The organism is Exiguobacterium sp. s145 (assembly GCF_018618835.1).
Taxonomy (GTDB): domain Bacteria; phylum Bacillota; class Bacilli; order Exiguobacteriales; family Exiguobacteriaceae; genus Exiguobacterium_A; species Exiguobacterium_A artemiae.
Map to the genome: position 1 here is coordinate 504,672 of NZ_JACSMV010000001.1, position 21,286 is coordinate 525,957.

Genomic DNA, 21,286 nt, shown 5'->3' on the forward strand with positions numbered 1-21,286 from the left:
CAAAGGGGTTTTATCTGTTGCTTCAAATTATTCGATGGCTTCTTTTAATTCTTCTTCCATATCGTCAAATTTATCTTGAACCGATTCAACCGGTTGCTTCGTCAAGAGACTGACAACGACAGTAAAGAGTAAGCTGGTAAAGAAACCGGGTACCATTTCATACAGTGTCGTACTGAGACCGAGTTGGACCCAGACGATAACCGTAATGGCACCTGACAGCATACCGGCTAAGGCACCTTGCTTGGTCATCCGCTTCCAGTAGAGCGAAAGCAGGATGATTGGACCAAAGGCCGAACCAAAACCGGCCCAGGCATAACCGACGAGTGATAAAATCGTAGCTGACGGGTTCCAGGCTAATACAGAACCGATGACAGCGATGACTAAGACGGCAATACGTCCTGTTAAGACTAACTGTTTATCCGTCGCTTTTTTGTTTAAGAACGTTTTATAAAAATCTTCTGTTAAGGCACTTGATGTGACGAGCAACTGGGACGAAATCGTCGACATGATTGCAGCAAGAATCGCTGCCATCAGGAATCCAGTGATATACGGGTGGAACAGGACGTCAGAGAAGCGGATAAAGACCGTCTCCGGATCACCTAGACCGTTGCCTTGTCCTTCAAAATAAGCAATTCCGACAAGTCCTGTCATCATGGCACCAAGAATCGAGATAAACATCCAACTGATGCCGATCCGACGTGCATTTTTCAAGTCTTTGACTGAACGAATGGCCATAAAACGAACAATGATGTGCGGTTGTCCGAAGTAACCAAGTCCCCATGCGAGGAATCCGATGATTCCGAGGAATGTCGTTCCTTTCAATGGATCAAACAAAGTAGGGTCTAAGTTTTCAGCGTAGCTGTAGGCCCCGTCAATCCCGCCGACATCTGTCAACGCGACGACTGGTACTAGAACAAGCGCGATGAACATGATACAACCCTGGACGAAGTCGGTCCAACTGACTGCGAGAAAACCGCCAAACAATGTGTAGGCGACAACGACCGCAATCGTCAAGAGCATACCATAGTGGTAATCAAAGCCGAATGAGCTTTCAAACAATTTCCCGCCGGATACGATACCAGCTGATGTGTAGAACGTGAAGAATACGATAATGACGACTGCTGAAACCGTCCGTAAGACACGTGATGTATCTTTGAAACGATTTTCTAAGAAATCGGGAATCGTAATCGAGTCATTTGCCATTTCCGTGTAGAGACGAAAACGTGGCGCTAAAATCAGGTAGTTCACGTAACATCCGATCAGTAATCCTAAAGCAAGCCATAAAGCGGATACGCCAGTGGCATACATGGCACCAGGTAATCCCATCAACATCCAACCACTCATGTCGGATGCTCCGGCGGATAGAGCCGTAACACCGGGTCCTAAATCCCGACCGCCTAACATATAATCTTCTGTGTTTGTCGTTCGCTTGTAGGCAATGTAACCGATAGCAAGCATCATGACCAGATACAAGCTGATAGAAATCCATTCTTGCGTCATAACAATAAATCCTCCAATTTCAACTTTTTTTGCGCTGTTCATATCTTCGTCAAAATAAGCACAATCGATTCGTTCCCCACGTTACAAGGTCTAAAACAACAACGCAAGTCTTCACAAAGTCGTTAAAAGCGGCGTCAGCCCTCGTCCATCAAGGGGTTGGGACGGTTTTCGTCCCTGTTAAAGTTTAAACTTTCTGAATTCAGTCTTATGAACGTAACATGAAAGAAAAACCGTTGAAATAAATAACAGTGTAAAAAACGATACAATAGGAACTTTGTTTGCATGAAAAAACGATTCAAATGACGTGAAAGTCACTTGAATCGCGGGGTTCATCACTCTTAATCCGTAAAGACAATCGCTTCATAAGCCGTTCGAAGACGATTGAGTGCTTCATCCAATTGACTGCGCGGACATCCGAAGTTCAATCGCTCAAAGGCTGAAGCATTTTTTCCAAATGGTTGTCCGTGCGTCAAGGCGAGACCGGCCTGTTCCACTAACCATTCCGCCCGTTCCTTCGAATCAAACGGAAGTGCTCGGCAGTCAATCCAAAGCAGGAAGGTCGCGTCCGGCGCAACGACGGTGAGACGTGGCATTTCTGTTTGAATCCGCTTGACGGCATAGTTCCGGTTGTTCTCAAGATAAAGCAGCAATTCCCGTAACCACGCTTCACTTTCGGGGTCAGTATAAGCAGCAATGATGGCTGTCGCTGCAAAAGCATTAGGATGGACAAAGTTTGCCTGCTGTACCTGCTCGATTTTGAGTCGCAAGTCGACATTCGGTACAATCAGATAAGATGCATACAATCCCGGGATGTTAAATGTTTTAGAAGGTGCACTGACTAATATCACCTGATCATAATCAAAGGCAATGATCGGGTGATGGGTCGCTTCGGAAAACAGCAGGTCAGCGTGGATTTCATCCGATAACACATAGACGCCGTATTGTTTAGCGAGTGCAACCAACCGTTGCAATTCATCATAACTGAATACACGACCGGTCGGATTATGCGGATTACATAAAATAATCATGCGGGCGGTCTTCATTTGTTGTTCCAGCATGGAAAAGTCGATCTCATACCGGTCATTTTGCAAGCGGAGCGGATTTTCAATTAAACGTCGTCCGTTTGCTTCAATCACATAATGGAAAGGCGGATAGACCGGAGTCTGGATGATGATTTCGTCGTTTTCTTCAGTCAAGGCCAATACACTGTGTGCGAGGGCGGGCACAACACCGTTCGAATAAAGAATCGTCGCCGGATCAACCGATTGATTGTAACGTTTTTCAAACCAATGCTGAATCGCGTGTTTTGCTTCTTCTTCGAACAGAGAGTAGCCGAAGTTGCCGCTTGCAGCCCGTTTCGTCAAGGCTTTCGTAATGGAGTCGGCTGGGCGGACGTCCATATCCGCAACCCACATCGGAATTAGTTCATCCGATCCGAACAACTGTTTTAAACCATCCCATTTGACGGAACCGGTTTGTCTTTTTTCCAAAATTTCATCGAACATATGCTCATTCATTCTGATCAGTCCTTTCTCTAAAAAAGTTACCATATCTTCACAGTACCGAATGCCTCTTATTTCGGCAAGCTGGAAAAATAGAGGTTTTAAAAAATGAGCCCATGGGAAAACTCAATATCGTACACAAAAAAAAGGACGGGGTGGATTTTATGTTACATTCAAAAGTGTTAGTAGGACGATCACCAGAAGAACTCGAAGAACGACTTAACCAATTCTTTGAGGAAAACGGTGTCGGTTCAAATTCAATCATCACACTCAAATTCTCGACATTCGTCGCATCGAAAGCGGATGAACATTATTCTGTGCTGATTGTCTTTGATAACTCATTAACTAAAACAGTCCTTTAATGTATCATCAAAACGGTTAGGGGAAAGGGTTCCTCTAACCGCTTTTTTTCTATATTTGTGAAAAAGTTGAATTTCATATTGGATTACGTTATACTAATATTAGAAAAAACAGGCTTCCGTAGGTTAATGGCAGACCTCAGCAATGGTAATGCTGCAGTGCGAGTTCGATTCTCGCCGGAAGCATCAAAATAAACAGGTCTTCCGTCACAAGTCAATCACTTGAACGGGAGGCCTGTTTTTTTGTCCAGAACAGGAACAGATTGTGAAGGAGACATCCATGAATCAATTAAATGTTTCGATTGGTAACGAAATCAAACGGATCCGGCAAGAGCGGAATTGGACACAATCCGAACTATGTCAGGGAATTTGCAGTCAGGCAGAAATCAGTAAAATCGAGAATGGACGCAACTCACCCACGGTTGATTTGTTGCAACAAATTGCAGAACGTCTTAAAATACCAATCTCTTTCTTGTTCGAAAATCAGAAGCAAGAAGAAAGTGTAAAAAAATTAGACCATACATTGCTTCGATTGACTAGAGAAGGAAATTATGAGCAGATTCGATCGTACAAAATGATTACTGAAGATAGATTTGAAGAGACAATTTTGTTGTTGAAATATTATCAAATCATCAGTGACTATCGCTTAAACAATTTTGATCATAGGACAACATCCGTCCAACTTTCTCGATTAATTGAACAGAATGACATTAAATATAGTTATCCGGATTTATATTTAAGAACAAAAATGGGAATAGCAATTCTATACGCAGAAAATCAGGAGTATAAACAATCTGAAAAACTATATAAAGAGTTAGAAGAGACTCACTTTGATTTTAGTAATGAAAAAGTAGTAGGTCAGCAATTGAAAATCACTTATAATCATGCGAAACTGTTGTTTAAAATGGGAGACTTAGAAAAAAGTTTAACTGTTACATTAAAAGGTATTCGTTATAGTGTACTGCTAACAGATACTTCTTACATTGCACACTTTTATTATCAACTGGGTGAAGTTTTAGAAGAAATGTACGGGGATAATAAGGAAACGTGTCAAAGCTATGTCATTGCATATGAATTATTTAAAGCATTTCATATGAATCGATATGCTAATACCGTTAAAAAAAGTAAAACAAAATTTTTGTGACGAAATAAACTATGATGAATACTGACTAAAAGGGCTGTTTATTACATGACTTCACTCTCTAACTTGATTGGAAATCAATTAAGACGAATCCGGCTTGAACAACGATTTACTCAACAAGAAGTTTGTCAAAATATTTGTAGCCAAGCGGAATTAAGTAAAATTGAGCAAGGAAAAGTATCTCCAACAATCGAAACGATTCAAAAAATCGCAAATCGATTAAATATTTCGATTCTACAATTATTTGAGGAAGACACGCAAATGATGTTATTCCAAGAATATGATTATGAATGGACAAAACTCTATCGTAGTCAAAAATTTGATGACCTTATTGGTTCTGTTAAAGAAATTTTTAATACAAAGATAAATACGTCGATATATCTACTTGCTAAATATTTTGAACTGATTGGATTAGAAGGCAGAAAATCAATAGATTACCGATCGTGTATTTCAGAATTATCCTTTTTAACAGACCAGGAAGAAGTATGGTATGAGTCACCTTTAATGTATGTAAGAATTAAATTAGCTATCGCAAACTATTATTATTTGAATGATCAGTTTGTGCACTCAAGAAAAATTTACGAAACATTACTAGCGATGGACTATAATACGGAAGAATTAAAAAGCTTACGAATTAAAATACTGTATAATCATGCGCAACAATTATTTTTTCAAGGATACTATCGAGACGGAATGATAGTCACAGAATCAGGAATTTCTGAGAGTATAGAACGAAAAAATTCTTCTTTTTTAGGACACTTTTATTATCAACGTGCAAATTTCAAAGAAAAATTAAATTTTGATCTTCAAACAGTAAAAGAGGACTATTCCATGTCGTATACTTTGTTCACTGCACTTAATTTGGATCGTTACGTTGAGATTGTAGAAAAAGGAAGAAATGAGTATTTATTGTTTAAGTTCTTATGAGGTTTAATCAAGGGAGACAATTAATGAATTCACTACCGGTATCGATTGGAAATGAAATCAAACAGATTCGTAAAGAAAAAAGAATGACACAAAAAGAATTGTGCGACGGGATATGTAGCCAGGCAGAAATCAGTAAGATTGAAAATGGGCGTAACTCGCCAACGATTGATTTATTACAACAAATTGCGAAACGATTACGTGTACCCCTGTCAATGTTATTTCGTGATCAATACAAAAGTGAAGAATTCCGTGAATGTGACCGACTCCTTACCGGCTTGTTTCGAAGCCAGCAGTTTGATGAGTTAATAAATCAAACTGAGAAAATAAAAAGTCAGTCAACAAACAAGGAAATATTACTGTTGTTGGAGTATTTTGAAATTATTTGTAGTGAGAGAACTCAAAAAATAGATTTTCGATCAAGCATTTCTCGATTAGTGCATTTAACGGATACAGAAGAAGTTTGGTTCGAATCACCTCAAATGTATCTGCGAATCAAGATGGCAATTGCTAATTTTTACTTTGAAAACAAACAATTTGTTCACTCGGAAAGTGTTTTTGAAGACGTCTTAAGTCTGAAATTTGATACGATTGAATTAAAGAAAGCTAGAATTAAAATCATTTACAACCATGCTCAGCAACTGTCATTTCAAAAGAATTATGAAAAAGGTCTTCAAGTAGTAGCGACTGGAATCCAGGAAAGTCTTGCATTGGATGATGCTTCATTTTTAGGACATTTTTATTTTCAGCGCGGCTATTTCACTAAAAAAACAAATGGTAATATAAATGATGTTAAGCGAGATTTTACACTTTCCTATAGTCTGTTTAAAGCCTTTGAGATGCCAAGCTATGAACAGCTTGTCATAGATAGCCACGAAAAGTTTTTACTCTACAGATTTTAAAATGTTTCCCCGGCCTTCTCACATGCGGAGAGGGCTTTTTTAGTGAGTTCATCCGCGCGGTCCGGATATTGTTGGTGGCCTTCCAAAATGATCGTTTGAACATCTTCAATGCCGAAGAAACGGAGTATGTCGAGCATGTAACGAACGGCATGTTCGGAGTCCGCTTTATCGGATGTCGAATAGTCACCGCCGCGTGAATGCAGCAACAACACTTGTTTTCCTTTCACCAATCCGATCGATCCTTCTGCCGTATAACGGAATGTCTGACCGGCTTGCGCCAGATAGTCCATATAGTTATGGAGGGGAGCCGGAACGGTCAAGTTCCACATCGGGAAAGAGAAGACGATTTTGTCCGAGTCGAGAAATCCGGTCAGGTATTCTTGTAATTTTCCGATCGGAACATCGTCATCGGCATCTACCGATTCCCCGCGAAACAGTTTAGCGGCAGCGGAAGCGAGGCGTAAATCAAAAAAAGGTAACCGTTCCTCAAATAAATTGAGAACGACGATTTCGTCCTCCGGATGATGTGTCCGGTAGCTTGAAAGAAAGGCTTCATTCATATGGGAGCTGATCCCTTTCTTTTGATGGGTACTGTCATTGGCTTCGATAAATAAAAGACGGCTCATGATTTAACACTCCTTTCAATCTTTATTAGTCAATTACCCGAATGAAGACTTCTTTAGACGTGAGGAATTAAAACCAAATCAATGGAGGAATTAGGTTTTAATTCCAACTCGATAAGGAAAAGAAGAGGACGAAGTCACGGGAAGGAGAGAAGATTATGAAGGCACATGAACGTCCTTCATCGACGAATTTTCACTACCATCGCGAAGTAAACGCCAATTACCAGCTGTTCGGAATGATTATTTTTGTGCTGACTAGCTGTGGTTCCATTTTATATATCTTCTCGAGCAACATCAGTTCGTCTGGATTGCAGTGGTCTGAAGTGTGGCGTGCTTTTTTGATTTTTATTGTGGGTGGTGTACAGTTTCTGATTGGGAAAAGCAGTCTTAGCGACCGATGGAAACCGCATATGATGTCGAGTGTCTTCTTATTGATCCCGTTCATCAACTATCCGTATATAAACAATGGGGCACAGACTGTGTGGGCCGCATCGTTGTTATTTGTATTGGCCTCCCTGGTCGTCATTAACCGGACGATGTTACTGTATGCGACGGCAATCAGCGTTTTATCACTCCTGTACGTCTGGTTAAAAGCACCGGCAGGCATGTCAAACTTCAGTTCAACGGATCATATCGCACGGATCGGACTGATTTTGATTGCTACACTGATCAGTCTGTTGATTCATAGACAGTATGTTTCACGGCTGGAACGAAACATCGACTACTTAGCTCGATTGAAGGAACAAGCATTTTTTGATTCGGTCACGGAACTGGCGAACCGGTCTTTTTTTGTGATTGAAACGGAAAAAAAAGCGGTCGTGGGAGATATCATCTGTCTGATTGATTTGGATGATTTCAAGACAGTCAATGATGCATTCGGTTACCGAACGGGAGACCGGACGTTGCATATCATCGGAAAACGGTTGATGACGCGTTTTTCCGATTGTATCGTCGCTAAAGCGAGTGGAAGTGCCTTTTTATTACATGCGACGTCCGCGCAACCGGATCAGTTATGCGATGAGATTTTAGCCAGTATTTCTGAACGTGTCCAAATCGATTTTAAGCAAATCAATGTAACGGCAAGCATCGGGGTGTCATTCGTTAACGGGGAATCGATTGATCATGTCATCAATGATGCCGAGATTGCTTTATTTACAGCAAAGTCAAATCGTAAAAATACGTTTGCGATCACGGATCAGGTGACTCAAAATGAACGCAAACGAGCCATGCAACTGACACGTGATCTGTATGATGCTGATCTTGACCGGGACTTTTTCGTATTGTTTCAACCGCAAGTCAGCGCAACTAATCACTGCATCACGGGTGCAGAAGCACTAGTCCGGTGGAATCATCCGAAATACGGGTTGATTTCTCCGCTGGAATTCATTCCGTTGGCAGAACGGACACGATTCATCGAAACACTTGGAGGATGGGTAATGCGTAAAGCCTGCCTGCAAGGTCAGCAATGGTTGGAACAAGGACGAAAACCAATCACGATTGCCGTTAATGTCTCGCCTTCGCAGTTGCGTCAAGAAGACTTTACCGAAAAGGTATTGGAGATTTTACGATCAACCGGTTTTCCGCCTTACTTATTGGAAATCGAAATGACAGAACATATTTTTATCGAAGGAATGGCACAAATAATCGAGACATTAAATGAATTGCATCTCCACGGGATCCGGATTGCGCTTGACGATTTTGGAACCGGCTTTTCTTCGATGCAGACGCTCGTCGAATTACCTTTTGATCAGTTGAAAATTCCGAAAGAGATTGTCCGGGCGGCGATTGACTCGGAAGAAAAACGAGCCATCGTCAAGATGATCATTCAATTAGGAGATCGGTTGAAGATGACGATTGTCGCGGAAGGAATCGAAGCGATGGTGGAAGCGGAACTTTTGACAGGGTTAGGGTGCCAGACGCTTCAAGGCTATTTGTTCCATAAACCATTGGAAGCACTATCCGTCGAACCATTGCTCGACCAAAAAGCTTGAACTACCTCCACCAACGCTATGCTAAGAGGTGAAGGATTCCTGAGTTATCCGACCTATTGGTCTGAAATTTATCAAGCTAACCCCGTCGTCCCGACGGTTGGATTTTAATCTTGTCAGTTTCTTTTGTGCGGACGCTTACTCTGCTTGGTTTTCGCTACTTCGGTCATCTGCAAGGTGAACGTTGAAGATTTTACGTGACAGACGAACTTCCAGTCACAACCCTATACCTTCAGTTTTCAAAGAACACGACGTATTGTTTTTTTCCTGGTTTTAAGTGTTTTCAAACCGAAAACGTCGGGCAATTGACGTGTCGTAAGACACGCCTTGCCCGAAGGCGATTCATCTCCCACCTACGCTGGGCTTTGTCCGAGACACTTAGAGGTGAGAGTATTCTCGCCTAATTTTGATAAAAAAAGCTCAACCTGTTTTCTACAGACGTCCTCGTGACGAAAGTGAAAAACGGTTGAGCTTTTTTACGTTATAGATAGCGGGCGAAACGCCGTTCGAGCATTTCTTGTCCGGCGGCGATGACGGCACAGATTCCCCAGTAGATGAAGGCGATGACAAAATAAACTGTCATGTAGTCAAACTCCCGTCCGCCGACGATTTTTGCCCGTTGAAAAATCTCCGGCACCGTAATCATGGCAGCGAGCGAAGAGGCTTTTACCAAATCAAGAAGGACATTTGATAACGGGGGGATTGCCAGGCGGACGGCCTGCGGCAAGATAATGCCGACGAACACACGGTATCTGGAAAGCCCGAGCGATTGTGCCGCTTCTTGTTGCCCGCGATCAACGGACAAAAGTGACGAACGAATGATTTCAGCCATATAGGCAGCACTGTTCAGACTGAAACCGGCAATGGCAGCGGTTAAGGCATCGAGTTGAATGTTGATGACCGGTAAACCAAAGTAAAACATGAATAATAAGACGAGAATCGGTACACCGCGCATGAAGGAGATGTAGAGAGTGGCGACTGTCCGTAACAAACGTGATGCAGATAAGCGTGCCAAAGCAAGCAATAAGCCAAGTCCAAGACCAATCAACATGCTGAGTATCGAAATCCAAAGCGTATGACCGAGCCCTCCTAAGATGTAGGGAAACGCTTCTTTTGCTAATTCCGGGTTAAAGACAGACCGCCATTCAATCTCAGAGAAACTGTTCAATTCACGTCGACGAGCGTCGTCTTGACATCAGGCATTTTCGAGACGTCTTTGTTGGCATAGAATGTCTTCGACAATTTGGCGAGCGTGCCGTCTTCTTTCATTTCATCGATTTCAGCATTGATGTTCGACTGTAACTCTTTGTTGTCCAAGTCCATGATGAGTCCGACTTGGCTTGGGTTATAGGCAATATCAGGGTGAATCGTGATGTCGAAATCTTTGAAGAAGTCGACGGCAAGGCTCTGGAGATAATAATCGTTTAAGATGACGTCCGTCCGTCCGTTAGAGACATCACGTAAATATTGATCATTCGTGGCATTATCATATGTGACTTCCTTGGCACCGTATTTCTTGGCCACTTGCATGTACGTTGTCGTCGCTTCTCCAGCTGCTTTTTTCCCTTTTAAATCTTCGAGGGACTTGATGCCGGATAAATCACTTTTACGGACGATCGCTGTCCCGTACGTATATTTGTAAGGTTTAGAGAAGGCAAACTTTCCTTTACGTTCTTCCGTAATCGTAATATCGTTGGCCGCTAAATCCACTTGACCGGTGTTCACACTTGTCAGCATTCCGTCGAAAGACATTTCTTTGAAGGCGACTTTTAAATCAAGACGTTTTGCGATTTCTTTGACGACTTCGACATCAAACCCGGTCAATTTGTTACTTTTTTCTTCGTGGAAAGATGTCGGATAAAGGGTACCTGCTGTTGCAACGGTCAAGGTTCCTTCTTTTTTAATTTTATCGTATGCGGTCATTTGTTTTTCTTCCTGACCACATGCACTAAGGACCAGGGCCGTTCCTGCAATCAAGAGACCCGTCCATTTTACAGAGTTTTTCATTTTAATATTCTCCTTTTCCAAACAAGCACTGATAATTTATTTTCTATTTAAAAATACCACGGAAAAAGGAATTACGGCAAAAATGAACAGCCTCTTAAAAAATATTTTATTCAAAAAAATTATTCATCTATATGTAAGCGTTATCATCATGATGAAACGGTCTATCAAGGGATGAGAGAACTCAAATTTTGGAAATATACATGGTAGCGAATAAACATAAAAGAGTGTAAAGTATATTTTAACAGAATATACAGAAAATTTAGAACGGTTAGGAGCGTGGTAACATGTCATTTCATCAAATACCGCAGCGGCAAGGACTTTATGATCCGAGACAAGAACACGATGCGTGTGGAATCGGGGTTTATGCTCATCGGACGGGACGAGCCAGTCATGAAATCGTTCAAAACGCCTTGAAGATGTTGTGTCAGATGGAACATCGGGGAGGACAAGGAAGTGATGCGAAAACCGGCGACGGAGCCGGCATCCTCACGCAAATACCAGATCGTCTCTTCCGTCAAGCCTTACGAAATGTCCATCTGCCGCGCAGTGGGGACTACGGGGTCATGATGATGTTTTTACCGCGGGAAGACCGGTTGCGTCAACGGTTGGAACGGACTTTGGAATCAATCATCCTATCAGAAGGACAACGCTTGATCGAATGGCGGACGGTCCCGGTCACGAACACTGTGATTGGAGAAAAAGCCCGTCAAACGGAACCTGTTATCCGGCAATGCTTCATTGAGGCAAACAAAGTGGAAGGACTGGCGTTCGAACGGGCATTGTTCCTGATTCGCCGCTTATTTGAACGAGAAGCGGAGCAGCTTGGCATTGAACACTACGTCTTAAGCAGCTCAAGCGAAACGATCGTTTACAAAGGACTTGTGACAACCGATCAGCTTGGTTTATATTTTGATGATTTACAGGATGAACGGTATCAGTCCGGCTTTGCGATCGTTCACTCGAGATTCAGTACGAACACGTTTCCGAGCTGGAAACGTGCCCATCCAAATCGTTATTTAATCCATAACGGTGAAATCAATACACTACAAGGAAACGTCCGGGCGATGCGGAGCCGTGAAAACGGGTTGGCCAAGACGACGTACGGCCGTCGGGCGAAAGATGTCCTGCCAATTTTGGACGAATCGGGCAGCGATTCCTCGATGCTGGATAATGCGTTCGAGTTTTTGTATCTGTCCGGATTGACGCTTGCGGAAACCGCCTTGATGCTAGTACCGGAACCGTTTGAACACGCAGAGGTGCGACCGGCAAAACGGGCCTATTACGAATACCACAGCAGCATGATGGAGCCGTGGGATGGACCGTCGGCGATTGTCTTCACGAATGGGAAACAGATTGGCGCGACACTTGACCGGAATGGTCTGCGACCGGCACGGTATATGATGATGCGGGATGGTCATTTTATGTTGTCTTCCGAATCCGGTGTCTTACCAATTGCGGAACACGATATTTTATTTAAGAAACGGCTTGTTCCGGGAGAGCTGCTACTGCTTGATTTTGCATCCGGTCAATTGATTTCAGATGAAGAGGTTAAGCGTGAACTGGCGATGCGTCATCCGTATGCCGAATGGTTGGCAGAAGAAATGATTGCATTACCGGCAGACGTCAGAACGGAAGAGGTCTCGAATCTCGGAAAGTTACAACGTTTATTCGGTTATACACGGGAAGACATCGACCAATATTTGATTCCGCTCGTGGAAGAGAAAAAAGATCCGTTAGGGGCGATGGGAACGGATATCCCGCTCGCTGTCTTAAGTGAACGACCGCAATCCTTGTTCCGCTACTTCAAACAGTTATTCGCACAAGTGACGAATCCGCCGATTGATGCATTGCGGGAACAAATCGTCACGTCGACGATGACCTGGCTTGGTCAGCAAGGGGAATTGTTGACACCGAACCGGCAGAATTGCCGTCGGATTCGTCTCGCCTCACCGGTTCTCACGCCAGCGGAAGCAGCGGCGCTCAAACAGACGAAACTTGCCCACAAGACACTTTCGACAGTGTTTGACGGTCAGCTGGAGGAAGCGCTCGAAGCGTTACTCGAGCAAGCTGTCCATGCGGTCCGGGGAGGCTGTGAACTGTTGATTCTTTCTGACCGGAATGTCCGGCCGGGTGCTGTACCAATGCCGATTCTGCTTGTCACGAGCGCCATTCATCACCATTTGATCCGGGAAGGGTTACGGACGAAAGCCAGTTTGATCATCGAAGGCGGCGAAGTCCGGGAAGTCCATCATTTTGCCGCCTTAGTCGGATACGGAGCCGATGCCATTCATCCGTATCTCGTCTATGCGACGTTACAGGATGCGGTTGACGAAACGATGCCGGATTATGCCGAACGATACCGGTCGGCAGTGACGGAGGGTGTGGTCAAAGTCATGTCAAAGATGGGCATTTCGACGGTCTTCAGTTACCGCGGGGCTCAAATTTTCGAAGCGGTCGGTATTTCCGAAGAGGTCATCGACCGGTACTTCACGGGAACCGTCTCGCAACTCGACGGTTTGACCTTGGCATTGATTGAACAAGAAGCACTTCGTCAACATGAAGAAGGAGTCAAGCGGACACGGCTTGAGTCCGGCAGCGTTTTCCGCTATCGCCATGACGGCGAACATCATGCCTTCAACCCGGCAACGATTCATCTGTTGCAACATGCCTGCCGGACCGGACGGTATGATTTGTTTAAAACCTATTCTTCGCGGATCCAGGAAGAACCGGCGACGTTTTTACGTCACCTGATGTCTTTCCGGGAAACGACTCCGATTCCGCTTGCCGAAGTGGAACCGGTCAGTGAAATCGTCAAATATTTCAAGACAGGAGCGATGTCTTACGGTTCGCTGTCGAAAGAAGCACACGAAACGTTAGCCGTCGCGATGAACCGGCTCGGCGGTAAAAGCAACAGCGGGGAAGGCGGCGAAGAAGAGGAACGATACCAGTTAGATGAAAACGGGGATTCGCGGATGAGCCGGATCAAACAGATTGCATCCGGACGATTCGGTGTCACGAGTGATTATCTTGTCCATGCCGACGAACTGCAGATTAAGGTGGCGCAAGGGGCGAAGCCGGGAGAAGGCGGACAGCTGCCGGGTGAAAAAGTTTATCCGTGGATTGCGCGTGTCCGTGCCTCGACACCGGGTGTCGGATTGATTTCACCTCCGCCGCACCATGATATTTATTCAATCGAGGATTTGGCGCAGCTGATTCATGACTTGAAACGCGCGAATGACCGGGCGCGGATCAGTGTCAAACTGGTCGCAAAAGGCGGTGTCGGAACGATTGCTGCCGGCGTCGCCAAAGGACTGGCCGATGTCATCGTCATCAGCGGTCATGACGGGGGAACCGGTGCTTCACCGAAGACCAGCATTCAGCATACGGGATTACCGTGGGAACTGGGTTTGGCCGAAACCCATCAAACACTGGCCTTAAACGGATTACGGGACCGTGTCGTTTTGGAAACGGACGGAAAGTTATTGACGGGACGCGATGTCGTCATCGCTGCGATGCTCGGTGCCAATGAATACGGCTTTGCAACGGCACCGTTAATTGCCGTCGGTTGCATCATGATGCGGGCCTGCCATCTCGATACATGTCCGGTCGGCGTGGCAACACAAGATCCGAAGCTTCGTGAGAAATTTACAGGGTCAGCGGATCATGTCGTTCACTTCATGGAATTTGTCGCCGAAGAAGTCCGCGAATATTTAGCGCAACTCGGTGTAAGACGGTTAGCCGATTTAGTCGGCCGGACGGATCTGTTGCAATCATCGGACCGGTTAAAGACGCACTGGAAAGCAGCCAGTCTCGATTTATCCCGCCTGTTCGTCATGCCGGGATATTCACCCGAAAACCGGCAGTACCAGGAGCATCACGTCTCAGCTTCTTTTGACGGGCGTGAACTGGAAACGCTCATCACGGATCAATCGTTTACAGAACAACAAACCTTTACCTTCCCGGTCACCAATACGGACCGGGCAATCGGAACGAATACCGGATCCCGTTTGACACGGCTGTATGGAGCGATGGGGCTTCCGACGGATCGGTTAACGCTCAATCTGACGGGTTCAGCCGGTCAAAGTCTTGGTGCATATATCCCGCGTGGTATGACATTAAATGTGTCGGGAGATGCCAACGATTATGTCGGTAAAGGATTATCCGGCGGGGTCATTGCCGTGCGCCCGCAGGCAAAATCCAGTTTCGTCTCCTCGGATCAGGTCATCATCGGAAATGTGGCACTGTACGGGGCAACGAGTGGAGAGCTTTACGTCAACGGTCAGGCCGGGGAACGATTCGCTGTCCGGAACAGCGGAGCGACAGCAGTCGTCGAAGGAATCGGCAACCACGGTCTCGAGTATATGACGGGCGGAAGTGTCGTCATATTAGGAGATGTCGGACTGAACTTTGCCGCCGGAATGTCCGGCGGCGTCGCGTACGTCTTACCGAAAGATGTCACCCGTTTTGAGGCCCGGATCAACCGGGAGCTTGTCGTAACGGGAGCCGTTTCGGACCCTGAAGAGGCAACCCGCTTAAAAACATTCATCGAGCGGCATGTCGCCCGGACGAACAGTGAACAAGGTCATGCGATTTTAGCAAACTGGGATCATGTCCTCAGCTCATTCATTCGTGTCATTCCGTCGACATATCAAGCGGTGACGACTTTAATGGCGGGATATGCGCAACAGGGACACAATACGGAAGAAGCGATGCTGTTGGCATTTGAAACGCATATCGGACGCGGAACAGGAGGGAAACAATGAAGAGACGGGATCAATTCATGAACGTTCCCCGCCAGGCAGGCAAGGAACGTGACAGCAGTGAACGAATTGGTGATTTTAACGAGTATAAAGAACGTTTTTCTGAAACGGAAGCTTCGGAACAGGCGAGCCGTTGTATGGATTGCGGGACACCGTTTTGCCATGTCGGTGAGACGTATGGTCAAGTCAAAATCGGTTGTCCGGTCTACAACTTAATTCCTGAGTGGAACGTACTGGTCGAACAGGGCAACTTCCAGGAAGCCCTTGAACGGCTGCAGGAAACGAATAATTTTCCTGAATTCACGGGCCGGGTCTGTCCCGCGCCCTGTGAAGGATCGTGTACGCTGTCCATCAATGAACCTGCTGTCACCATTAAACAGATCGAACGGACCATTATCGATATCGGTTTTGAGAACGGGTGGGTCCAACCGCGTATTCCGTCAGTCAGAAGCCAGCACCGGATTGCGATTGTCGGTTCTGGTCCGGCCGGCTTAGCGGCAGCCGATCAATTGAATCAAGCAGGGCATCACGTGACCGTCTTTGAACGGGAAGATCAAGTCGGCGGTCTGTTGACGTACGGGATTCCGGCGATGAAGCTTTCAAAAGATATCGTCGCCCGCCGTGTCCGGTTGCTTGAAACGGAAGGCATCACATTTAAAACCGGCGTCACGATTGGTCTCGACGTCTCACTGGATCAACTGGAAGCCGATTACGATGCCGTCATCCTCTGTGTCGGTGCAACCGAGCCCCGCAAAATACCGGACGCACCGGGTCAGGGCGTCGGATACGCGATGGACTATTTGACGAGTGTGACACGGCAACTCCTGACCGGACAATCTTTGATTGACCTGCATGATACACGGGGGAAAGATGTCCTTGTCATCGGAGGCGGAGATACAGGCGCCGACTGTGTGGCGACGGCACTGCGGCAAGGTTGCCGCTCCGTCGTTCAGTTCGGCAAACACGAGATGCCGGGCTCAACACGGACAGCGGACAATATGTGGCCGGATACACCGAACCTGTTCACTCTCGATTACGGGTATGAGGAAGCACACGTGCAGTTTGGTCGCGATCCCCGGGAATACTTGATTGCGATCGAGCGTTATACGACGGATGAAGCAGGCCGATTGACCGGTGTCTGGACGATTTATAATGACAAAATCCGTCATGCCGACGGACGGGTGGAGTTTCAGAAGCTTCCCGGAACCGAAAAATATTATCCGGTTGATACAATGTTGATTGCCATCGGCTTCAGCGGCGTCGAGCAGGATGTTCTGCGGCACCTACCGGTTGCGTCACAAAACGGTAAGATTAAAACGATGGCATATGCGACCGACCGATCGGGGGTCTTTGCCGCCGGCGACGCCCGTCGTGGTCAGTCCTTGATTGTTTGGGCGATCCGCGAAGGACGGGAAGTCGCTGAAAAAGTCGAACAACATCTTTTAACCGTGCATAAACAAACCGGGTGACCCGGATTAGACATGGAAAACGTTCGAACCTCCTCAGGCGGGAGATTCGAACGTTTTTTTGATCTGTCAGGAATTTTGGACAAGATTAAAAAAAGAAATTAAATAAACCGGTTTATCATCGCCCCGTTTTTAAGCGCTTTCAGATAGGATAAAAGGGAAGGGGTGAATAGGATGGATATGATGACCATTATCTTTGTCTGCGACTCGGGCCTAGTCAGCAGTGTCATGGGGGCAAAAGTCTTACGGGATCGATTACAAAAAGAGCGATTATCTGTCACGGTTGAAACGTGCCGGGCCAAAGAAATTCCGGCAGATGTCAGCTTTCTGGTCGGTCCCCGGCAAATCGTTGTAAATCTTCCGGTTAATGCCTCGTGTCGGGTATTTGCCATTGATCATTTGTTGGCAACGGCATCCTATGATTTTTTAATTGAGACCATTAGAAATGAGTTGATGCAAAGTGACTGATTTTACGGCCCGTGAGCGAGAAATCTTGTTTTATTTACTGACGAAATCAGAACCGGTTCAGATTCAGGAAATCGCAGAAGCACTCGAAACTTCGGAACGGACGATTCAACGGGAACGAGACCGGCTTGGGCAAACCGTAGCACCGTTTCAGTTGGAACTGGTTTATGTACGGGGGCGCGGTTTACAGCTGAATGGGGATGAGGGACAGAAGCGGGAACTGCGTGAAGCGCTATTGTTATCCCATCGTCAGTTACCCTCAGCGGAAGACCGGCAAGTCGAACTCGCATACCGCCTTTTGCAGGAACAAGGAATGATCAAACTGCAGGCTTTGGCACATGCCATGTACATCGCGCCAAGTACGATCAGTCAAGATTTAGAACGGATTGATGAATGGTTCTGTCAGTATGCACTGGAATTAAAACGTAAAAAGGGGTTAGGGGCTGAAGTCATCGGCGAAGAAATCAACAAACGACGGTTGCTGGTCTCGTTGATTTTTACGCAATGGGATGTCTTGTCCTTTTACCGGTTCCTGCAAGGTCATGTCGATCAACTGCCGCATCTGCTTCAGATTCAGCAGCGGGAGTGGATTGAAGCGATTAACCAATCGTATGCCGTGATTGCTCCTTTGACGAAACAGCAGGATATCAGTGATCGACTTCTCATGCGGGCGACGCTGAGTTTAGCCGTTCAAGCGATTCGGATGGACCAGTTTCCGATGGTCTATGAATTAAAAGCATATCCGCTCGAAGTCTTGCATCACGTCGATACGCTACAGCAACGGTTGCCGTACCCCTTATCGATTGCCGAGCGGCAATGGATTTCTGAAGAGTTGCGGAATTTTCAACAAGATCAGCTGGAGACCGGCGAAGAACTGGTTATTCGTCTGCGTGTCAAACGACTGATCGAACAGGTCTCCTTATTGTACGGAGAAGGTTTCACAGAGGACCGGGCGCTCGAACACGGGTTGGTCAGTCACATCATGTCGTATACGAAACAAAACATCGTGAATCCGTCTTATGTCATTAAACAGATCGAACGGGAGTACCCGCGTTTGTTTGACGCTGTTAAACAAGCCGCTGAATTCGTCTTCAACGATCAAACGTTTGCGGATTATGACTTAGCCTTTTGGGTGATGCACTTTGGCGCTGTTTTAAGTAAACCGTTGCCGAAAACACCCTACCGTGTACTCGTCGTCTGTTCGGCGGGACTCGGATCGTCGAAATTACTGATGAACCGGTTACGGCAGGAATTTACCGAACTCGAGCAAGTCGAAAGTTCGTCTCTCTTTGGCATTGGACGTCTCCAACTGAAGGATTATGACTTTGTGTTATCGACGGTGCCGTTGCCGGACATTAGTCAACCGCATCTGCTCGTCAATCCGTTACTGCCGAAAGAAGAAGTTGACCGAATCCGGAAATTACTTGTCTCCCTACCGAAATCGTTCCAATCTCCCGTCCGTCAGGAGTCATCGGGATGGCTGGATTTAGTTCGATTGGAAGAATTGGTCAAGACGGCCCGCCAATTGAGTGACGCGTTTTCCATTGAAACGATTGCTTCGCAAACGGAAGGGTTGGAAGAAATCCTTCTTGAAATCAGCAATGGGCTGGTCGAAAAAAACGTCACCTCGTCGGCCGTCCAATTATCGGCGCAATTGTTACGGCGTCACGAGATGTCTGGACTCGGCATTCCCGGGACACGGTTGGCTTTATTCCATGGTCGCGACGAATCGATTCATCGTGGAGGGTTCTTCATCTATGAGCTGGATCAACCGATTGATCTTTTGGGGATGGATCAGCTCATTCAACCGGTCGAACGGATTTTAGTACTCGCGGCACCAGAAGAATCGACGGATCAACTGCTGCAACTGCTCAGCTCAATCAGTGGTGCGATCATCGAAAATGATGAACAAACCCATCAATTTGAATACGGGGATGTTCATCAACTGCAACAGATTTTGAACCGGACATTCCGGAAGGTCATCGAAAGAGAGCTCGAGGCGGTCGAGCAACCGATTAATTTCTCATGAGGACAACAAATCAGAAGAACCATTCGTTGATACGGATGGTTCTTTTGGTCTTGTCCAAGTAATCTGACAAAACGTGAACTAGGAAAGATTGAGTAAGCGTTTCCATAGCGCATACAATAAGGGCATAGCAAAGCACTTATCATACAATGCAAACGAAATGGAGGGTACACCAATGACAACAACACAAGAAGGAAAACGTGGACTCCGTGTCCAGGTACAACGGTTTGGAAGTTTCCTCAGCGGGATGGTCATGCCGAACATCGGTGCATTCATCGCCTGGGGGATCATCACGGCGTTATTCATTCCGACCGGGTGGGCACCGAATAAAAGTCTGGCGGAGTTAGTCGGTCCGACGATTACGTATCTGTTGCCGCTACTGATTGGGTTTACCGGCGGGAAATTGATGCATGACGTTCGCGGGGGAGTCGTCGGGGCACTGGCGACGATGGGGGTCATCGTCGGAACAGAAATTCCGATGTTCCTCGGCGCAATGGTCATGGGACCACTCGGCGGATTTACCATCAAGAAATTTGATCAACTAATTGAAGGCAAAGTTAAACCGGGTCTTGAGATGCTCGTTAACAATTTCTCGGTCGGGATTATCGGTGGTTTGTTGATGATCGGTGGCTTTAAACTGTTTGGTCCGCTGATGACGGGACTGGACGATATCATGGCAGCGGCTGTTGGAGCGATCGTCAGTGCTCATTTGCTGCCACTTGCGAGTCTGTTCATCGAACCGGCTAAAATCTTGTTCCTCAACAATGCCATTAACCACGGCATCTTAAGTCCGCTCGGTTTGGACCAAGTTAGTGAAGCCGGAAAATCGGTTCTGTTTTTACTCGAAGCGAATCCGGGACCGGGTCTCGGCTTGTTACTCGCTTATTCGGTCTTCGGTTCAGGTGCAGCGAAAAAGACAGCACCAGGGGCAGCCTTTATCCAGTTCATCGGCGGGATTCATGAAATCTACTTCCCGTATGTGCTGATGAAACCGGTTCTCTTGCTCGCCATGATTGCCGGCGGTATGAGCGGTATCCTCACTTTCGTCTTATTTGATGTCGGTCTGGTCGCACCGGCTTCACCAGGAAGTATCATTGCTGTCCTTGCGATGGCATCTCGCGGTTCATATGTCGGTCTTGTTGCCGGTATCCTGATTTCTGCATCCGTTACGTTTGTTGTTTCGTCTGTCTTGCTCAAAACGAGTAAAGCAAAAGAGACATCGCTTGAAGAAGCAACGGCTAATGTCAGCGCGATGAAAGGTAAAAATTCGATTGCTTCCTCGCTTGTTTCAGCGGAATCTGCAACTTCATTAGCAGAAGTCGAACACATCATTTTTGCCTGCGACGCCGGAATGGGATCGAGTGCAATGGGCGCATCCGTCTTACGCAACAAAATTAATAAAGCCGGACTGCCGATTAAAGTAACGAACACGTCGATCAGTCAACTCCCGACAGATGCCGAATTCATCATCACGCACCAGGATTTGACGCAACGGGCGAAGGAACGAGTACCGCAAGCTGAACATCGGTCCGTCGAAAACTTCTTGAATGCAGGTTACTATGATCAACTGGTTCACGAAATCGAAACAGCACGCAATAAAATTTCTTAAAAAATAGACAGGAG

Annotated in this window: 15 protein-coding genes and 1 tRNA gene; 11 read left to right on the forward strand and 5 right to left on the reverse strand. The window is 46.1% G+C overall.

Annotation, left to right across the window (positions count from 1 at the left end):
- Nucleotides 1-27 precede the first annotated feature (27 nt).
- Together putP and KNQ07_RS02545 are read right to left on the reverse strand one after the other, a co-directional pair.
- A complete protein-coding gene (gene putP / locus KNQ07_RS02540; RefSeq protein WP_214764539.1) occupies nucleotides 28-1,500 on the reverse strand; it encodes a sodium/proline symporter PutP in 1,473 nt (490 codons plus the stop codon).
- Nucleotides 1,501-1,838: 338 nt separating this feature from the next.
- Complete coding sequence (locus KNQ07_RS02545; protein WP_214764546.1) at nucleotides 1,839-3,017, reverse strand: MalY/PatB family protein; 1,179 nt, start codon at nucleotides 3,015-3,017, stop codon at nucleotides 1,839-1,841.
- A 149-nt stretch (nucleotides 3,018-3,166) separates the two neighbouring features.
- Here KNQ07_RS02545 and KNQ07_RS02550 point away from each other — a divergent pair, with 149 nt between their 5' ends.
- The 5 genes from KNQ07_RS02550 (at nucleotide 3,167) to KNQ07_RS02570 (ending at nucleotide 6,328) form a co-directional block, all read left to right on the forward strand.
- Nucleotides 3,167-3,364 carry a hypothetical protein gene (locus KNQ07_RS02550; RefSeq protein ID WP_012370601.1) on the forward strand — a complete coding sequence of 66 codons (198 nt, stop codon included), beginning with the start codon at nucleotides 3,167-3,169 and terminating at the stop codon, nucleotides 3,362-3,364.
- A gap of 112 nt (nucleotides 3,365-3,476) precedes the next feature.
- A tRNA-Thr gene (locus KNQ07_RS02555) sits at nucleotides 3,477-3,547 on the forward strand.
- A 94-nt stretch (nucleotides 3,548-3,641) separates the two neighbouring features.
- Complete coding sequence (locus KNQ07_RS02560) at nucleotides 3,642-4,505, forward strand: helix-turn-helix domain-containing protein (protein WP_214764555.1); 864 nt, start codon at nucleotides 3,642-3,644, stop codon at nucleotides 4,503-4,505.
- Nucleotides 4,506-4,550: 45 nt separating this feature from the next.
- Nucleotides 4,551-5,429, forward strand: a complete 879-nt coding sequence (locus KNQ07_RS02565; protein WP_214764563.1) for a helix-turn-helix domain-containing protein — start codon at nucleotides 4,551-4,553, stop codon at nucleotides 5,427-5,429.
- Nucleotides 5,430-5,452: 23 nt separating this feature from the next.
- Nucleotides 5,453-6,328 (forward strand): helix-turn-helix domain-containing protein, encoded by an 876-nt coding sequence (locus tag KNQ07_RS02570; protein WP_214764569.1) that lies wholly within the window; start codon nucleotides 5,453-5,455, stop codon nucleotides 6,326-6,328.
- Here the strand turns inward: KNQ07_RS02570 and KNQ07_RS02575 are convergent.
- Nucleotides 6,325-6,954, reverse strand: a complete 630-nt coding sequence (locus KNQ07_RS02575) for an FMN-dependent NADH-azoreductase (RefSeq protein WP_214764578.1) — start codon at nucleotides 6,952-6,954, stop codon at nucleotides 6,325-6,327. The genes KNQ07_RS02570 and KNQ07_RS02575 overlap by 4 nt on opposite strands.
- A gap of 155 nt (nucleotides 6,955-7,109) precedes the next feature.
- Here KNQ07_RS02575 and KNQ07_RS02580 point away from each other — a divergent pair, with 155 nt between their 5' ends.
- Entirely contained in the window at nucleotides 7,110-8,942 is a 1,833-nt protein-coding gene (locus KNQ07_RS02580) for a putative bifunctional diguanylate cyclase/phosphodiesterase (RefSeq protein WP_214764587.1), read from the forward strand.
- Between the two features lie 478 nt (nucleotides 8,943-9,420).
- On the opposite strand, the gene KNQ07_RS02585 is transcribed toward KNQ07_RS02580, so the two are convergent.
- Together KNQ07_RS02585 and KNQ07_RS02590 are read right to left on the reverse strand one after the other, a co-directional pair.
- On the reverse strand, nucleotides 9,421-10,107 hold the full coding sequence (locus KNQ07_RS02585; RefSeq protein ID WP_012370596.1) for an amino acid ABC transporter permease: 687 nt from the start codon (nucleotides 10,105-10,107) through the stop codon (nucleotides 9,421-9,423).
- A complete protein-coding gene (locus tag KNQ07_RS02590) occupies nucleotides 10,104-10,946 on the reverse strand; it encodes a transporter substrate-binding domain-containing protein (protein WP_012370595.1) in 843 nt (280 codons plus the stop codon). The genes KNQ07_RS02585 and KNQ07_RS02590 overlap by 4 nt, the downstream gene beginning before the upstream one ends.
- A gap of 284 nt (nucleotides 10,947-11,230) precedes the next feature.
- On the opposite strand from KNQ07_RS02590, the gene gltB reads away from it, so the two are divergent.
- The 5 genes from gltB (at nucleotide 11,231) to KNQ07_RS02615 (ending at nucleotide 21,272) form a co-directional block, all read left to right on the forward strand.
- Entirely contained in the window at nucleotides 11,231-15,709 is a 4,479-nt protein-coding gene (gltB, locus tag KNQ07_RS02595; RefSeq protein WP_214764601.1) for a glutamate synthase large subunit, read from the forward strand.
- Entirely contained in the window at nucleotides 15,706-17,175 is a 1,470-nt protein-coding gene (locus KNQ07_RS02600; RefSeq protein ID WP_214764608.1) for a glutamate synthase subunit beta, read from the forward strand. Before gltB ends, KNQ07_RS02600 begins: the two co-directional genes overlap by 4 nt.
- A gap of 171 nt (nucleotides 17,176-17,346) precedes the next feature.
- Entirely contained in the window at nucleotides 17,347-17,640 is a 294-nt protein-coding gene (locus KNQ07_RS02605; protein ID WP_041261636.1) for a PTS sugar transporter subunit IIB, read from the forward strand.
- A complete protein-coding gene (locus KNQ07_RS16300; RefSeq protein WP_214764622.1) occupies nucleotides 17,633-19,666 on the forward strand; it encodes a BglG family transcription antiterminator in 2,034 nt (677 codons plus the stop codon). The genes KNQ07_RS02605 and KNQ07_RS16300 overlap by 8 nt, the downstream gene beginning before the upstream one ends.
- A gap of 172 nt (nucleotides 19,667-19,838) precedes the next feature.
- On the forward strand, nucleotides 19,839-21,272 hold the full coding sequence (locus KNQ07_RS02615; RefSeq protein WP_214764630.1) for a PTS mannitol transporter subunit IIBC: 1,434 nt from the start codon (nucleotides 19,839-19,841) through the stop codon (nucleotides 21,270-21,272).
- Nucleotides 21,273-21,286: the final 14 nt, after the last annotated feature.

Bases quoted from the DNA above. Each gene is read 5' to 3' on its own strand.
- putP (WP_214764539.1), bottom strand. From the start codon at position 1,500: ATGACGCAAGAATGGATTTCTATCAGCTTGTATCTGGTCATGATGCTT.
- KNQ07_RS02545 (WP_214764546.1), bottom strand. From the start codon at position 3,017: ATGAATGAGCATATGTTCGATGAAATTTTGGAAAAAAGACAAACCGGT.
- KNQ07_RS02550 (WP_012370601.1), top strand. From the start codon at position 3,167: ATGTTACATTCAAAAGTGTTAGTAGGACGATCACCAGAAGAACTCGAA.
- KNQ07_RS02560 (WP_214764555.1), top strand. From the start codon at position 3,642: ATGAATCAATTAAATGTTTCGATTGGTAACGAAATCAAACGGATCCGG.
- KNQ07_RS02565 (WP_214764563.1), top strand. From the start codon at position 4,551: ATGACTTCACTCTCTAACTTGATTGGAAATCAATTAAGACGAATCCGG.
- KNQ07_RS02570 (WP_214764569.1), top strand. From the start codon at position 5,453: ATGAATTCACTACCGGTATCGATTGGAAATGAAATCAAACAGATTCGT.
- KNQ07_RS02575 (WP_214764578.1), bottom strand. From the start codon at position 6,954: ATGAGCCGTCTTTTATTTATCGAAGCCAATGACAGTACCCATCAAAAG.
- KNQ07_RS02580 (WP_214764587.1), top strand. From the start codon at position 7,110: ATGAAGGCACATGAACGTCCTTCATCGACGAATTTTCACTACCATCGC.
- KNQ07_RS02590 (WP_012370595.1), bottom strand. From the start codon at position 10,946: ATGAAAAACTCTGTAAAATGGACGGGTCTCTTGATTGCAGGAACGGCC.
- gltB (WP_214764601.1), top strand. From the start codon at position 11,231: ATGTCATTTCATCAAATACCGCAGCGGCAAGGACTTTATGATCCGAGA.
- KNQ07_RS02600 (WP_214764608.1), top strand. From the start codon at position 15,706: ATGAAGAGACGGGATCAATTCATGAACGTTCCCCGCCAGGCAGGCAAG.
- KNQ07_RS02605 (WP_041261636.1), top strand. From the start codon at position 17,347: ATGGATATGATGACCATTATCTTTGTCTGCGACTCGGGCCTAGTCAGC.
- KNQ07_RS02615 (WP_214764630.1), top strand. From the start codon at position 19,839: ATGACAACAACACAAGAAGGAAAACGTGGACTCCGTGTCCAGGTACAA.